General features: G+C 41.1%; 14 protein-coding genes. 3 read left to right on the top strand and 11 right to left on the bottom strand.

The annotated features are described in order from the left end of the window. Positions 1–13 precede the first annotated feature (13 nt). From LMH66_RS01470 to pepA, 3 genes are all read right to left on the bottom strand, one after another. Positions 14–2,929 carry a valine--tRNA ligase gene (locus LMH66_RS01470; RefSeq protein WP_229367905.1) on the bottom strand — a complete coding sequence of 972 codons (2,916 nt, stop codon included), beginning with the start codon at positions 2,927–2,929 and terminating at the stop codon, positions 14–16. 58 nt (positions 2,930–2,987) lie between these two features. Next, positions 2,988–3,440, bottom strand: a complete 453-nt coding sequence (locus LMH66_RS01465; protein ID WP_102529778.1) for a DNA polymerase III subunit chi — start codon at positions 3,438–3,440, stop codon at positions 2,988–2,990. Positions 3,441–3,628: 188 nt separating this feature from the next. Beyond that, positions 3,629–5,137 (bottom strand): leucyl aminopeptidase, encoded by a 1,509-nt coding sequence (gene pepA, locus LMH66_RS01460; protein ID WP_102529777.1) that lies wholly within the window; start codon positions 5,135–5,137, stop codon positions 3,629–3,631. 254 nt (positions 5,138–5,391) lie between these two features. Between pepA and lptF the strand changes: the two genes are divergently transcribed. Together lptF and lptG are read left to right on the top strand one after the other, a co-directional pair. Beyond that, the gene (gene lptF, locus LMH66_RS01455; RefSeq protein WP_229367896.1) at positions 5,392–6,510 is read left to right on the top strand and encodes an LPS export ABC transporter permease LptF; all 1,119 of its coding nucleotides are present in this window, start codon (positions 5,392–5,394) and stop codon (positions 6,508–6,510) included. Beyond that, on the top strand, positions 6,507–7,565 hold the full coding sequence (gene lptG, locus LMH66_RS01450; protein WP_102529775.1) for an LPS export ABC transporter permease LptG: 1,059 nt from the start codon (positions 6,507–6,509) through the stop codon (positions 7,563–7,565). The genes lptF and lptG overlap by 4 nt, the downstream gene beginning before the upstream one ends. A 267-nt stretch (positions 7,566–7,832) precedes the next feature. Here the strand turns inward: lptG and LMH66_RS01445 are convergent, their stop codons facing one another. The 3 genes from LMH66_RS01445 to LMH66_RS01435 all read right to left on the bottom strand — a co-directional run bounded on the left by LMH66_RS01445 (position 7,833) and on the right by LMH66_RS01435 (position 10,081). Next, positions 7,833–8,942, bottom strand: a complete 1,110-nt coding sequence (locus LMH66_RS01445) for a GGDEF domain-containing protein (RefSeq protein ID WP_229367894.1) — start codon at positions 8,940–8,942, stop codon at positions 7,833–7,835. 348 nt (positions 8,943–9,290) lie between these two features. Beyond that, positions 9,291–9,800 (bottom strand): RDD family protein, encoded by a 510-nt coding sequence (locus tag LMH66_RS01440; RefSeq protein WP_102529773.1) that lies wholly within the window; start codon positions 9,798–9,800, stop codon positions 9,291–9,293. Positions 9,801–9,814: 14 nt separating this feature from the next. Continuing rightward, complete coding sequence (locus LMH66_RS01435; RefSeq protein WP_102529772.1) at positions 9,815–10,081, bottom strand: DUF2960 domain-containing protein; 267 nt, start codon at positions 10,079–10,081, stop codon at positions 9,815–9,817. 181 nt (positions 10,082–10,262) lie between these two features. Between LMH66_RS01435 and LMH66_RS01430 the strand changes: the two genes are divergently transcribed. Continuing rightward, a complete protein-coding gene (locus LMH66_RS01430; RefSeq protein WP_229367892.1) occupies positions 10,263–10,832 on the top strand; it encodes a DsrE family protein in 570 nt (189 codons plus the stop codon). A gap of 119 nt (positions 10,833–10,951) precedes the next feature. On the opposite strand, the gene LMH66_RS01425 is transcribed toward LMH66_RS01430, so the two are convergent. From LMH66_RS01425 to LMH66_RS01405, 5 genes are all read right to left on the bottom strand, one after another. After that, the gene (locus tag LMH66_RS01425) at positions 10,952–11,761 is read right to left on the bottom strand and encodes a regulatory protein RecX (RefSeq protein WP_229367890.1); all 810 of its coding nucleotides are present in this window, start codon (positions 11,759–11,761) and stop codon (positions 10,952–10,954) included. Positions 11,762–11,767: 6 nt separating this feature from the next. After that, positions 11,768–12,415 (bottom strand): DUF2913 family protein, encoded by a 648-nt coding sequence (locus LMH66_RS01420; RefSeq protein WP_229367887.1) that lies wholly within the window; start codon positions 12,413–12,415, stop codon positions 11,768–11,770. Positions 12,416–12,659: 244 nt separating this feature from the next. After that, positions 12,660–13,079, bottom strand: coding sequence for a VOC family protein (locus LMH66_RS01415; protein ID WP_229367884.1), 420 nt, complete (start codon positions 13,077–13,079; stop codon positions 12,660–12,662). Positions 13,080–13,396: 317 nt separating this feature from the next. Next, positions 13,397–14,032 carry a peroxiredoxin-like family protein gene (locus tag LMH66_RS01410; RefSeq protein WP_229367873.1) on the bottom strand — a complete coding sequence of 212 codons (636 nt, stop codon included), beginning with the start codon at positions 14,030–14,032 and terminating at the stop codon, positions 13,397–13,399. A gap of 391 nt (positions 14,033–14,423) precedes the next feature. Further along, positions 14,424–15,725, bottom strand: coding sequence for a DEAD/DEAH box helicase (locus tag LMH66_RS01405; RefSeq protein WP_102529767.1), 1,302 nt, complete (start codon positions 15,723–15,725; stop codon positions 14,424–14,426). Positions 15,726–15,771: the final 46 nt, after the last annotated feature.

Raw genomic sequence — 15,771 nt, 5'->3', positions numbered from 1 at the left:
TTTATGCCGTTAGTTAGCTTTCTAATTTCGCTAATTCAGCTTTCTGTTCAGTTAGCTTTTCAATATCGCGTTGATATTCAGCTTGCTTAGCACGTTCTTTCTCAATCACCGCAGCAGGTGCTTTCGCCACAAAACCCTGGTTAGATAACTTGCCTTCGATACGTTTAAACTCACCAGCGGCTTTTTCAAGTAGTTTGTCGATACGGGCGATTTCTTTAGCCACATCAATCAAACCAGCCATTGGGATTAATAACTCCATGTCGCCTACTAGCTGTGTCGTCGACATTGGCGCAGTTTCACCGTCAGCTAAGATGGTCATAGTGTCAAGTTTAGCTAAAGTCTTGAAGAACGTTTGGTTGGCTTCAAGGCGAGCTTTATCCTGTTCACTTACACCACGCAGTAGAGCATTGAGTGGTTTAGAAGGGGCAATGTTAAGCTCTGCACGAATATTACGTACTGCAGTAATGACCTGCTTAACCCACTCTAAATCTTCCATCGCTTGTGCATCAACTTTAGCTGCATCAAACTCAGGGAACTCGGCTAGCATTAACGTGTCACCTTCAACCCCAGCAAGTGGTTTAACACGTTGCCAGATGGTTTCTGTAAGGTATGGCATCATTGGGTGCATTAAGCGCTGCATTTTCTCTAATACTGTGACTAATGTATGGCGAGTACCACGAAGCTGCGCTTCGTTGCCACTTTGCATCACAGGTTTAGTTAGCTCTAAGTACCAGTCACAGAATTGGTTCCAAGTGAACTCATAAATAGTGTTAGCTGCTAAGTCAAAGCGGTAGTTAGCCATATGATCGTCGTAGGCTTTAACGGTTTGATTAAACAAACCAATAATCCAACGGTCAGCAAGCGACAGTTCCATTTCACCAGGCTTGCCATCAACAAGCAATTGACCACAATCTAATGCTTCGCCAATAGCGTCTTCATCAGCACCTTCAGTTTGCACTTCAGTGTTCATTAACACGTAACGTGATGCATTCCAGATCTTGTTACAGAAGCTACGGTAACCATCAAGACGTTTCATGTCCCAGTTGATGTCACGGCCAGTCGATGCCATAGACGCAAGCGTAAAACGCAGTGCATCAGTACCATGTGCTTCGATACCTTCGCTGAATTCTTTACGAGTACTTTTCTCAATTTTGGCGGCCATTTTAGGCTGCATCATGTTGCCAGTACGCTTTTCAACTAATGATTCTAAGTCAATGCCATCAATCATATCTAAAGGATCAAGGACGTTACCTTTAGACTTAGACATCTTATTACCGGCTTCATCACGGATAAGACCTGTGACGTAAACCGTTTTGAAAGGCACTTGTGGTTTGCCGTTTTCATCTTTAATGAAATGCATGGTCATCATGATCATGCGGGCAACCCAGAAGAAGATAATATCAAAACCAGTGACCAACACATCTGTTGGGTGGAATGCTTTTAACTCTTCAGTGTTTTTCGGCCAGCCTAAGGTTGAGAACGTCCATAACGCTGAGCTAAACCATGTATCTAATACATCGTTATCTTGGCGCAGTACTACTGATTCATCAAGATTATGTTTAGCGCGAACTTCTGCTTCGTCACGTCCTACATAGACTTTACCTGACTCGTCGTACCATGCCGGGATACGGTGACCCCACCAAAGTTGGCGTGAAATACACCAGTCTTGAATATCACGCATCCAAGAGTTGTACATGTTCTCGTATTGCTGAGGAACGAACTTAATGTCGCCATTATCAACAGCTTCCATAGCCGTTTTAGCCATTGGTGCAACTGATACATACCATTGGTCAGTCAGTAATGGCTCAATGACCACACCTGAGCGATCGCCGTATGGCACTTTTAGTCCATGTGGGTCGATTTTGCCCAACAGGCCTAGGGTATCAAACTCTTCAACAATCGCTTTACGTGCAGCAAAACGCTCTAAACCTGCGTAACGCTCAGGTAAGCTGTTATCTAATTCGTTGTTTGCTGTGCCATCAGTATTAACCACTTCAGCTGAGCTACGAATGTCAGCATTAATCGTTAAGATGTTGAACATTGGCAATGCGTGACGCTTACCAACTTCGTAATCGTTAAAGTCATGAGCAGGGGTAATCTTCACACAACCGGTACCAAACTCTATATCAACATAATCATCAGCGACGATTGGGATAAGGCGGTTTACGATAGGCAGTAAGATGAATTTACCAATCAATGACTGGTAACGTTCGTCATCAGGATGAACCGCAACAGCACTATCACCTAACATGGTTTCTGGACGTGTTGTAGCCACTTCTAAGTAGTCTTTACCATCGCTAGTTAATGCGCCATCAGCAAGCGGGTAGCGGAAATGCCACATGCTGCCTTGCTTTTCTTTGTTCTCAACTTCGAGATCAGAAATTGCGGTGTGTAGCTTTGGATCCCAGTTAACTAGGCGCTTACCACGGTAAATCAATTCGTCATCATATAAGCGTACAAACACTTCTTGTACCGCTTCTGACATGCCTTCATCCATTGTGAAACGCTCACGCTCCCAATCAACAGATGCGCCTAAACGACGTAGCTGCTTGGTGATGGTGCCACCAGATTCGTTTTTCCAATCCCAGATGCGCTCGATGAAGTTATCACGTCCTAAGTCATGACGACCTAAACCTTCTTCAGCAAAGACCTTACGCTCAACCAGCATTTGGGTGGCGATACCTGCGTGGTCGGTTCCCACTTGCCAAAGGGTGTTTTTGCCCTTCATGCGTTGGTAACGCGTCAACGTATCCATGATGGTGTCTTGAAATGCATGACCCATGTGCAAACTACCCGTCACATTTGGTGGCGGGATCATAATGCAATAATTACCTTTTGACTCATCGCCATGTGGTTTGAAGTAGCCTTGCTCTTCCCAGTTTTGGTAAAGAGATTGCTCTATTGACTGCGGGTTATATGTTTTTTCCATGGGATTTTTGTTTTCTCAATCTAAATTAATAGTTGGTATTGTTAACGAATCAACTGACTTAAACGCCAGTGAACTCAGTTGTTGTGAGTTCAATGCCTAATTGCTTGTAATCACGGTAGCGAGCACGGGCAATTTGTTTAAGCGCATCATCATTAGCAACAAAATCGATAATATGCGGGAAATTAACCGCAAATGATGGCACTTGGTCTGCAAGATTGATCAGTAAATGACGACTTTTATTGGCGCCTAATTTATCAAATCCAATCTCGACAGGGGAACCTGTTACTGGTCCTTCCCCTTTTAAATTGTGGGGAACAAATGCCGTTGGCTCAAATTGCCAAAGCAATTCGTCAATAGCGTACGCCTGCTGTTTGTCTTGGCAATGAATATAAATTAATTGCTGCTGACGGTAATGCTTTTCTGCCAATTGGCAAGCGGCTAAAAATACACTTTCAATAGCGCTGGGCTGTGTATTGATAGCGGGCATTAAGTAAAACAGAGTCTTTGGCATGCTTTTACTATATTTGACGAAGTAAAGACGGATTTTACACTAAAAGCAACTCATGGGGCTAGGGCGGACAGAGGATAAATTAACATTTAGATGTGATTTTTAATTCATTTAGAAAAACAAAAAAGGTGAAGAATTGCTTCTTCACCTTTTCTTATCAAGCTCAATCTATCGGCTTGTGTCAATAAGGCTTATTCGCCTTGGTCAACACCTGCACGATTAATAAGGAATTGGCTTAAGATTGGTACTGGGCGACCAGTTGAGCCTTTATTTGCACCGCTGTTCCAAGCTGTACCTGCAACATCAAGATGTGCCCAGTTATATTTCTTAGTAAAACGAGATAAGAAACATGCTGCTGTAATTGAACCCGCTGGACGACCACCTAAGTTAGTCATATCAGCAAATGGGCTTTCAAGCATTTCTTGATACTCATCCCAAATCGGCATACGCCACGCGCGGTCACCTGATTGTTCACCCGCATTTAATAGCTCGTGAGCTAATGGGTTATGAGACGAGAATAAACCAGATGCATGTTTACCTAATGCGATAACACAAGCGCCAGTTAAGGTCGCAGTATCAATCACTAATTCAGGGTCGAAGCGTTCAACATAGGTCAGCACATCACATAATACTAAACGGCCTTCAGCATCGGTATTTAATACTTCAACGGTTTGACCAGACATAGTAGTAAGAATATCGCCTGGACGGTAAGCATCACCTGCAGGCATGTTTTCACAACCCGCAAGAATACCGATAACGTTGATAGGCAAGTTCATTTCACATAAGGCTTTCATTACGCCGATAACACCTGCAGCGCCGCCCATGTCGTATTTCATCTCATCCATGCCATCGCCAGGTTTTAATGAAATTCCGCCTGAATCGAAGGTTAAGCCTTTACCGACTAACACAATAGGCTTTTCAGTTTCATCAACAGCGCCTTTGTATTCCATCACTGTCATGATCGATTCATTGGCACTCGCGCGGCCAACAGCTAAGTATGAGTTCATACCTAGTTTTGCCATTTGCTCTTCGCCAATGGTAGTCACGGTTAAGTTGTCATGCACTTCGCCGATTTGACGAGCTTGAGATGCTAAATATGCTGGGTTACAGATATTTGGTGGCATGTTTGCAACATCACGACATAAGTCCATACCAGCAGCAACAGCCATACCGTGTTCAATTGCACGTTCGCCAATGGTTAATTCACGACGAGTTGGTACATTGAATACCATTTTACGTAACGGACGACGCGTCTCGCCTTTACGGGTTTTTAAAGTATCGAAGCTATATAAACTGTTATAAGTTGTTTCAACAGCTTGGCGTACTTTCCAATAAGTGTCGCGACCTTTAACGTGTAGTTCAGTTAAAAAGCACACTGCTTCCATTGAACCTGTTTCGTTTAAAGTGTTAATCGTTTTGGTGATAATTTGTTTGTATTGGCGTTCATCAAGTTCACGCTCTTTGCCACAACCGACTAACAAAACGCGCTCACTGAGTACGTTAGGTACATGATGCAACAATAGCATCTGTCCTGGTTTGCCTTCTAAATCACCACGTCGAAGTAGGTTACTGATGTAACCTTCACTGATTTTATCCAATTGCTCCGCGATACCAGACAAACGACGAGGTTCGTATACACCGACAACGATACAAGCTGAACGTTGTTTCTCGGGGCTGCCGCTCTTTACGCTAAACTCCATGAGCACTCCTAGATTATTAAAGACAAATTTTTATATTTATTAGATAATGTTTTAATTAGGCCTGTTTGGCCATATTTACAAACCTTTAAGGAAATAAATCCTTGGTAATTTCCTGCTATGCAGCTAAATGAATTACACTTAAGGAAGCTCACGAGCTGGTCAGAAAACTATCAATAACTGCTAAAAGCAGACATTTTATAGTGAACTTACTCTGATACCAGCAAAAAGACAAGTTTAGACAGTGGATCCTACCTGTGATTGTATTTAGATACTTGATCGTTGAAGTTTTAAAAGCCCAATTTGCGATACTTTTGGTGCTGTTAACTATTTTTATTAGCCAGCAATTTGTGCGTGTATTAGGGGATGCCTCAAATGGTGAATTTCCTGCATCGTTAGTACTGACATTGTTAGGCCTGAATTTACCGCAACTGACGGTGTTAGTACTGCCGCTGAGTTTTTTCTTAGCGATATTGCTGGCCCACGGGCGAATGTATGCCGAAAACGAAATGGTGGTTCTCCATGGCGTTGGGATCAGTGAATGGTATGTGACTCGGGTGACTTTGCTTATTGCTGTGGCAAACCTAGTGTTTACCGGTATTTTGTCACTCTATGTTGGCCCGTGGGCCGAAGAGAAACAAAACCAAGTACTGGAGCAAGCCCAGTCTGAAGCAGGCTTAGCTGCGATTGTCCAAGGGCGCTTTCAAGCAAGCCCTAATGGCCGCGCCGTATTATTTGTCGAAAAAATTTCTAAATCCAATGAGTTACAAAATGTATTTGTAGCGCAACTCCCCGATCCTGAAGATGAAGAAGGCCTAACCAATGTGGTGGTCTCTGAGCAAGGGCGTGTTGTTGAAGACCGCTTTGGTAGCCAACAATTGCAACTGGATAATGGCGTCCGATATCAAGGTAGTGCTCATCATCTTGATTACCAAATGATTGAATTTGGTGGTTACCGGATGGAAATTAAAGAGCAAGAAGTGGATGAAAGGCGACGCAAACTGTCCGCATTACCAGTCAATGAGCTTTTAACAACCCCAGGGCCTGAAGCTGTGGCTGAATTCCAGTGGCGATTAGCACTGCCACTAGCGATCCCTTTAATGACATTGATTGCAGTACCACTTGCTCGAGTTAATGTGAGACAAGGTAAATTTGCCAAGATGTTCCCTGCGATTTTATTGTATCTGGGTTATTTCGGCTTAATGGTTGCTGGACGTAAAGCGCTAGAGGACGAAGTGATTCCATTAGCCTTGGGTATGTGGTGGATCCATGGCTCCGCGCTGGTGATGGGCTTGTTCTTGCTCGGTAAAGAGCGTCCAAACGGTGCGAAAATATTGCAGGTATTTAAACGTAAGCATAAGCAGGAGGCAGTATGAAAATATTAGATCTCTATATTGCACGCGTTATCATCAGTACATCAGCTTTGTGTCTACTTATCTTGACAGGTTTGTCGGGCATTATTAAATGGGTTGACCAATTGCGTGTTGTTGGCCGCGGCGCATATACCATGCTGGATGCGGTCATTTATGTCATCTTTCTTATCCCACGTGATATTGAAATGTTCTTTCCTATTGCGGTGCTGTTAGGTGCGTTAATCGGCATGGGCATGTTAGCGTCCAATTCAGAACTTGTGGTGATGCAAGCATCAGGTATGTCGCGTTTACAAATTACTATTTCAGCGATGAAAACCGCTATTCCGCTGATGATTATCGTGATGGCGTTAGGTGAGTGGGGCGCACCCGTTGCAGAGCGGAGCGCTAAAGAGTTGCAAGCCACTAAAGTCTCTGGCGGTAGTTTAATTAAATCTCACCGAGGGGTGTGGGCTCGGGACGGTGACTTATTCGTTAATATTGGTGAAGTAGAAACCATCAATACCCTCAATAACATCACCTTTTACGAGTTTGGTGACGATTTAAAGCTGAAAACCATGACCCAAGCAATGCGGGCGCATTTTGCTAATGGTGTTTGGCGTTTAATGGATGTAAAAAACACTCATATTACTGAAGACCAAATCACCTTAGAGTACCAGGAAGAGCGGGTTTGGAATTCAACGTTAACGCCTGATAAGTTAAGTGTGGTGTCGGTGAAACCTGAAGCATTAAGTATTCAAGGTTTGATTGGTTATTTAGAATATTTAAAAGTGAACCAGCAAGATCCCAGTCGTTACGAACTCGCACTTTGGCGTAAGGTTATGCAGCCGATTACCGTAGCTGTGATGATATTGGTTGCATTGTCATTCGTATTTGGCCCATTAAGAACGGTAACAATGGGCGCCCGAGTATTATTGGGTGTGGTTGCTGGATTTAGCTTTTATATCTGTAGCGAAATATTCGGCCCGTTGAGTATTGTGTACGGACTACCTGCTTATATTAGTGCTAGTATGCCTGCAGTATTGTTTAGCGCGGGGGCGTTATACTTCATTAGGAAGTAATTATCTGATTTTACTTTAAATATTAAAACCAGCCTGAGCATATTTATGAGTCAATGGCTGGTTTTTTTGTGTCTACTATTTATTTCTCTTATTGTTCACACTTAATACTCAGGCATATTATTGATAGCTATTAGCCATTGAATGCTAATGACTTATTTAATGCATGTGAGAGACTGCATAAAGGGAATTGAGGCTGTTGGCTCAGACTTCTAGTTATATATAGCTAGAAGCCTGTGCTAAGGTTATAGCTAAAGTGAATGTGTAATTTTAACTGGCCATTTGGGGGTAAACACAGTTTCTACCGCCTTCTTTAGCTTGATATAGATGCTCATCAGCGCGGGTAATTGCTGAATCTACAGTGTGGTCTTTATCAGCGCTGCCAATGCCAATACTGACAGTGATAGGAATGGTGGTATTTTCGTACTCGATTGGATGGTTTTTAATGGTTAGGCGAACTTTTTCAGCAACTTCATAAGCATCATTAAGAGGAGTGAGAGGTAACAAGATTAAAAACTCTTCTCCGCCCCAGCGTGAAATCATGTCTTGTTTTCGTAACGTGCCTTCAAATAGCTTTGCTAATTTAACCAATACTTCATCACCATATTTGTGGCCGTATTGGTCATTCACATGTTTAAAATAGTCTACATCAATCAATAATATGCTCATCGTGTTGTTGTTTCTAACTACTCGAGCGTATTCATAACTGAGCTGTTCCATCATCGCACGACGATTGGGAATATTGGTTAAATGATCTCGGCGTGCCTGTTGTTCAAACTTTTCGCTGAGCTGCTTTACATGTAAAAAAGATTGGTGACGGGAGTACTCATAATATCCTGCCAAAAACGTCAGTGTCATCAGGGAGTACAGCACACGCGTTTTGAATTCATAGGAATAACTGGCTTGCAGCAATTTATCGTCAGGGTAAAACATTATCACGCAGTAACAGAGTATAAAGCCTAAGGTATTTCTTAATCCGCCTTTTAATCCCCCAAAAAACATCATTACAGGCGGGACTAGGAATACCCATAACGGCCCAGTGTTATTCGAACCACCGCTATACACTAGATATAACATTAAGGTGATTAAGCTTAACTGAATTAGGGTGCTAGACGTTTCAAAACGATATTGTTTTAGGAACAGCCAATGATTTTGTAACGAGAGGAAAAATAAAACACTCGACAGTAATAGCGTGATTGCCAGAGAGATATTGTTTTCTAGGTAAGCATTGATGCCCAATATGAAGGTAATAGAAAAGCCAACGGTGCCGAACCAATTGATAATTAGAATTTTATGACGTTTTTCAGGATCATCATAAAGCTCTGTACCACGGTTCAGATAACTTAAAAGTAATTGTTTCATCGCAATGAGGCTATTCAAAGTCTTATGTTCATCCCTTTACGCCCAAAATGTTCCTTTTATAAGCTTAAATGAAATCGCGCAATACTACTCATTGATACGCTGTATCTATTAATCTCATTATCTTCTTAAGATACTCCAGTAAATCGATTACGCCAAGTAACATTCGTATGCTAATCAATAGTCTGTTTAATGGACTAAGTAATGAAACATGTTATTGGTTATCGATAAGGCTCAAACTGGGACAGATATAACAGTAAAGGTAGAGTTTTAGGTAATAAAAAAGCCAACTGAATGAGCAATTGGCTTTATGGATATGATTAATTGCTTCATTTTTAATGAAGCGAACAATACTGACTTTAACCTTGATTAAGCACCGCGCCAGTTACGCATTTGATTCGCTTCAAGGGATAATACTACGACTTCCGAGCGAGTCATTTTATCCTGCAGGGCTAATTTGTCAGGGTTGATAAGAATAAATAAGTTACCAATACCTGCAAAAGACCAAACAACACGAGCAATAGCAGTAATGAAACTTAAGTTTTGCCCATTAGGATGCTGCACTTTTAAGCGCCATGCTCTCATTCCCAGAGTTTGACCACCGCGACTCCAAAATATGGCATAAAATCCAGCAACACATATGACTAACCAAAGCTGATAGAAACCTTGATAAAGTGGGGTTTGATTAAGCAAGTCAGAAACATGTTCATGGCCATTCATGCCAATCACACCTGTGCTGGTTAATCCAAAAAAGAGTCCAAATCCAATCACACCAGCAACCATATATACGGCTACGGCAAGTAAAGCATCATAAATTATTGCGCCGCAACGCTTTATAAAACTAGCTCTGGGAAAGTTAGCGTGTTCTGAATTAATCATGTAAACCCTTTGAATTAGCTGGCAGGTGTGTCTTCGTCTTCTTCTCGGACAAATTTGATACTGGTAAACCCGAATCGAGCAAACTCAGTTTTACGGAATTCCTTTTCAGCTTTCGCGCCTTTTTTTGACGTCATTGCCACTTGCTGTTCCATTGCTAAAAAGCCAGTTAAATCGATGCCTTCAGCTTCGGCTGCTGCTTCATATAAATCGTGATGAACGTCATAGCTAAATGGGATAACTTTGGTTTTACCTTTAAAGGTATAAATGACTTGGCGGGCCATGGAAACTCCTAAAATCGCAAACAGTAGTATGAGTGGAAATAAACTCATACGGCTAAAAATGCCTACAACATTTCAGATGCTGACATATGGGCATTTTGTTGGCTATTATAACGAAAGCTTTAGGTGCAAGATAGCTCAGAACTTGCGTGACAATAATAATCATCATTAAAAAGGAAAATGAATGTCTAGATTGATAACGTTAGCCGCCTTGTTACTTTGTTGTTTAGGGGTAATTAGCTTTTCAACTTCTGCCTATGCAGGTATGGAAGCATTTAAAGATGGCACCGCGATAAAAGGTTACGGTCAAATTGCTGCAATCGATTCACAGCTTGTTATCCCAAAGGGTATGCAATTCAAAGTCGCGTTTGATATGAGTAAAGCCGCTAAACCTAATGAGGTTAATCGCAATTTAAACACCTTAGCCAGATTTATCAATATGCATGAAGCTGTGGGGGTTAAAGCTGAGAATATACAGTTAGCTATGGTCGTACACGGTGCTTCAGTTGCCGATTTAGCAAATGATAGTTTTTATCAAAGTCAGCATTCAAGTAATAAAGAACTGACTAACGCCAACAAAGCATTAGTGAGTCAATTGGTAAAATATGGTGTAAAAATTTATATTTGTGGGCAAAGCGCTGCGTATTATGGTTTAGACAAGGATGCATTACTGCCAGGTGTGGATATGGCTTTATCGGCAATGACAGCTCATGCAATATTAGCGCAACAAGGATATAGCTTAAATCCGTTTTAAGTCTGAAAATGCTGACTGTCGATAAGGAGCTGCTTGCTTTGTTAGGGCTCTGCTTACTTTCATTTGGGCTCTGCTGACTGAGTTAGAAATACTGCTTGCTTGAGTTAGCCTTTTTTAATTTAATCATCGCTAGGATTGAGCGCTTCTTTTATCTCATCACTGCCAAAGCCTTTGCGCATTAAGTAAGCATAGGCTTTTGATTTACCTTTATAGTCTGATAAATCATAGCGTTTTCTAGCCAACTGCTCGCGGCAGCTCTTATAAAAGTCTATATCTTCGCTAAGGCTTAGTTGGTAAATAATATTCTCAAACTCGCTGACATCAATCAGTCTTTGTTTGAGCTCTTGTAGGATAAGAGTTTCGCCTTTGCCTTTATTATATAACTTGATAATTTCAGTGGTTAAATCGACTTTGTCAGCTTTTACCGCTAATTTGCTACGCAGGGTGGCTTGCTGAGGATGCTCTGATAGGGCGTGATCTATTTCCGCTCTAGAGAAGCCTTTAGTGGTCATCTGTGAGTAAACTTTCTCTTTGGTCGTGCCATGAAAATGTTCAAATTTATTCAGCATTCTTGATGTTGCCATAGCAAAGCTATCGACCTGCAGAGCATCCATGACTTGCTCAAGAGCTAATTCAATTTCAGCAGCTAAAATACCACGTAGTTGCAGCTTACGTTTAATCGCGCCTTTGCCAATATCATCGCTAAAAGCCAACTCGCAATAACGCACAGCAAAATGATGATTGTCTTTCAAGTAACCATTTTCAATTAATGTGGTCAGTACCGTCTCAATCCATTGTTGATTGTCAGTTTTCCGCTCAAGCTTAGTGCGGATTTCACTAATCGTGAAATCCTGCTGACTAAGATGCCAATAAGCACTATTGAAAACATTATCAATTGTTTTAGCTTGCCGAAGCGGTTGGCGTTGCATAGCGCTTTACTTAATTAACAAGCACAGTTGCTTAAGTTGATTGTTTGGTGCAATCAAATAAGTCTTATGATGTTTGATTAAGCTAGTTTTCTTATTACCTTGGCTGACTAATAAGCCTTTCGCTAAAGCTTTTTCAGCAAAATGATTTTCATCACCACGGACATAAATCGGTAATGACTTAACCAGCTTGTCGTCTTCAAAGTGGCTTTCCAGTTGTAGCTCACATACCACTAAGCTGGATTGGCCATTGCCTGCTAATTTGAGTTTGGTGCCACTATCATCAGAGAAAGCACTGTCAGAGATAACAAACCAATCATCACTTTCAAGTTCAGTAAGTAGCTGCTCAATAGCTTGCTGTTGAGTTAACTCAGGTTTTTCAACTGCGCGGTATTGTTTGGCAATACGCTCAAATAATTGCGGTAACATGGCGCCAGCACCTTGGCTACGTGCCATTCTTATCCAAGCAGATAGATCATCGGCAACCAATTTAGAAAAGCGTTTTACGCGAAAAGATTCAACTAACCATGCACATAAAAAGTGGCTTTCTTGAGCGGGAGTTCGCTTTGCTTTTTGTTTTTCAGCAGACTCTTGTAAAGCTTGGATACCAGCTTCAGCGACATCTAAAATGGCTTGATTGTATGTTTGGGTTTGCACTATTTTTACACCGTTTAATTAATAATTTCATCACAGAAGCTTCATCTGTAATGTGGCGTTGCGACTAGACAACTTGCATAAGCTGTATTGTAGCAGAGGTACTTAAATTGCTGCTACAAACTTGGCTTGGAAGTCTTACTCAAGGCTAACATTGTATAAAAGGTGGGCCGATTTACTGAGTCGTCGTTTATTCTCATTCTATTTATTAGTTTTGTTTATCCGTTTTATACATTAGTTCTGTTCGTCACTTTTGTTCATCACTTTTGTTCAGATGTAATAAATCCCATTTGTTGCCATATAGGTCTTGGAACACCACAACAGTGCCATATTCTTCGACGCGCGGAGTTTCATTGAAGGTGACGCCTTTTGACTTCATAAGCTCATAGTCACGCCAAAAATCATTCGTTTGTAAAAATAAAAAGACTCGACCGCCGCTTTGATTGCCAACAGCTTGCAGCTGCTGATCATTACTGGCTTGAGCTAACAGTAGATTAGTACCATTTGAGTTAGGCGGACTAATCAATACCCAGCGTTTGTCACCACCGAGATCAGTATCTTCCACTAAAGTGAATTGCAGTTTTTGAGTATAAAAAGCAATTGCATCATCGTAATTTTCAACCACGAGCGCAATATTAGCGATTTGCTGCTGTACTGTTTGCGTCATATGCCTTTCACCATTTTTCATTCAGATAATCATTATTATGCTACTTGATATTCAAGCGACTTGAATCGGGAACCAATTGTAGCAAAAAATTTAATTACATCGATTAAATCTACAGCAGATAAACTATCGCCTGAGCTGCTAGGGTAATCCAAGAGAGGGAGCGGTATAACGCTTTGCGATCCAGTTTGGGCGAAACGCTACGACGTTGATGTGTACCTGATTCGATATTTTATTAGAAAGAATAACTTAACTTGTTTTACAGTAGTCTGGAAAAACAAAAAGGCGATAGTGATAACTATCGCCTTTAAGTAAAAAAATTACTGGTTCTGTAACAATTCAGCCGCAGCTAAAATTAACTCTGGTGCAGGACGCACTTTGTAGTTTGGATTAATGTATTGAAAATGCACTAAGCCTGCTTTATCCGCTACGTAAACAGCAGGAACTGGCAATACTAAACGTTTATCACCTTCTGGTGTTGTCCAAAGCGTGTTATCAACACTTAACTTTGCTTGATACATCGAAGTGACTTTTTCACTGGTGTAAAATGCGATGCCAAATGCTTGTGAAGCAGCCATTTTTTCATCTGACAACAACAAGTAATCTAATTCATTTTCGTTAATTGATGCTTTTAATTTAGCGGGTGAATCAGGTGAGATGCCGACTAATTGGAATCCCATTTCAATCAGTTTAGGCTCAATGGCTTTTAATTGACCCATTTGAATATTACAAAAAGGACACCAACCACCACGGTAAAAGAAGAATATGGTGGGCTTTTTAGCGGTTAGCTCTTCTAAGTTAACCTTATTGCCATCAACATCATGCAAGTCAACACTAGGAATTTGCTGACCATTCATCAATGGCATTACGTGGTATTCATCACTGGCAATGGGTTTAGCCATTGAAGGTAAACTAAATAAGGCCACTGCGGCGACTAACATCAAATTTTTTAACATGCTGAAATCCATATTCAATTAAAAGGGTCTATGTTGCGTACTCTTCGAGGCATTTATTGCGCTCTAGTGCTCAATGTTGTTACTGATCCTTATCAATCAGCTTTATCAAACTGCTTTATCAAACTGCTTTATCAAACTGCTTTATCAAACTGCTTTATCAAGCCAGTTTATCAAGCCAGCTTATCAAATAAGTAAGGCAATCGATGAATTTTCACAGTAACGACTAATACTAGACCTGAGCATATCATTTTTTATTTCACTAGATTGAATAAAAGTGAATTTAGATTTACTTATTCTGTTTAACGTCTTTACTACATAGTTTATTCGAGGCAATAAAAAAGGCGCTATCAGCGCCTTTAATCATATTCAACTTAGGTTATTACTTTAGCAATTACTTCAGTTTTTTGTATTTAACTGTACTGCTTGATTTACCTACAGTCACGCGGCGACCTTGCATGTTGCGCTCTGCCACAACTTGCTCGCCAGCATTGTCAGAACGTTGTTGTTTCTTAGCGAAACTACGACGCTTTTGAATTTGCTTAAGCAGCATTTCACGGCTGCCGACTTCATAGCCTGCAACTGTAATACGGCGAATTGGTTGACCGATTAACTTTTCGATATCCGCTAAGGTACGTTCTTCTTCACGACTTACAAATGAAATTGCAGTACCTGATTTACCTGCACGGCCTGTACGACCAATACGGTGAACATAATCTTCTGCAAGAAATGGTAAGTCATAGTTTACGACGTAACCTAGATTTTGAATATCTAAACCACGTGCAGCAACTTCAGTTGCAACCAGTACGCGCACTTTGCCTTCAACAAACTCACGTAAAGCGCGGCGGCGGCTACCTTGAGCTTTTTCACCATGTACAACCGCTGATGGAATACCATCAAGGTTTAATTCTTTTACTAGCACATCTGCTGCATCACGAGTTGCGGTAAACACCAATACTTGTTGCCAATTTTTAGTGCCAATTAACTCTGATAAAAGTTCACGTTTGCGACGCTGCTCAACGGGGTATACCACTTGGCTGACGGTTGCTGCTGTGGTGTTTTGCTTGTCAGCGGTAATCACCTTTGGTTTCTCTAGCATTTCATTAGCCAATTTTTTAACTGACGTAGAAAAGGTTGCTGAGAATAATAAGTTTTGACGTTGCTTATTAACTGCTTGAAGAATTTTTTGAATATCAGTGCTAAAACCCATGTCTAACATACGGTCAGCTTCATCGAGTACTAAAAATTCAACGTTTGATAAGCTTAAGTTACAAGCAAGAAGGTGCTCTAATAAACGACCTGGTGTGGCAACAATAATGTCAGCACCACGTTTAAGCTTTTGCGCTTGGGTTGCGACTTTAACGCCACCATAAATGGTCAACACTTCGATGTTAATATTTTTACTGTAGTCATTAATGTTTTCAGCGACTTGAGCTGCAAGTTCGCGGGTCGGCGTTAAAATCAATGCACGTGTATTTGAATGCTGTAATTCACGTGGATTTTCAAACATTTTTTGAAGCATTGGTAATGCAAATGCTGCCGTTTTACCTGTACCAGTCTGAGCACTCGCTAGGACATCTTCACCACGGCGAATAGCTGGAATAGCTTGCTGTTGAACAGGTGTCATAGTTTTATAACCACAATCAGCGATCGCACTTAATATTTCTGGGGCGAAGCTAAAAGATTCAAATTTCATCGGTGTATATTCCTATGGTAATCACGTTATTCAACAGTTTAAATGT

This window comes from Shewanella sp. 10N.7 (assembly GCF_020806285.1).
In the GTDB taxonomy this organism is placed as follows: domain Bacteria; phylum Pseudomonadota; class Gammaproteobacteria; order Enterobacterales; family Shewanellaceae; genus Shewanella; species Shewanella electrodiphila.
This window is presented reverse-complemented; position numbering and strand designations above follow the sequence as displayed.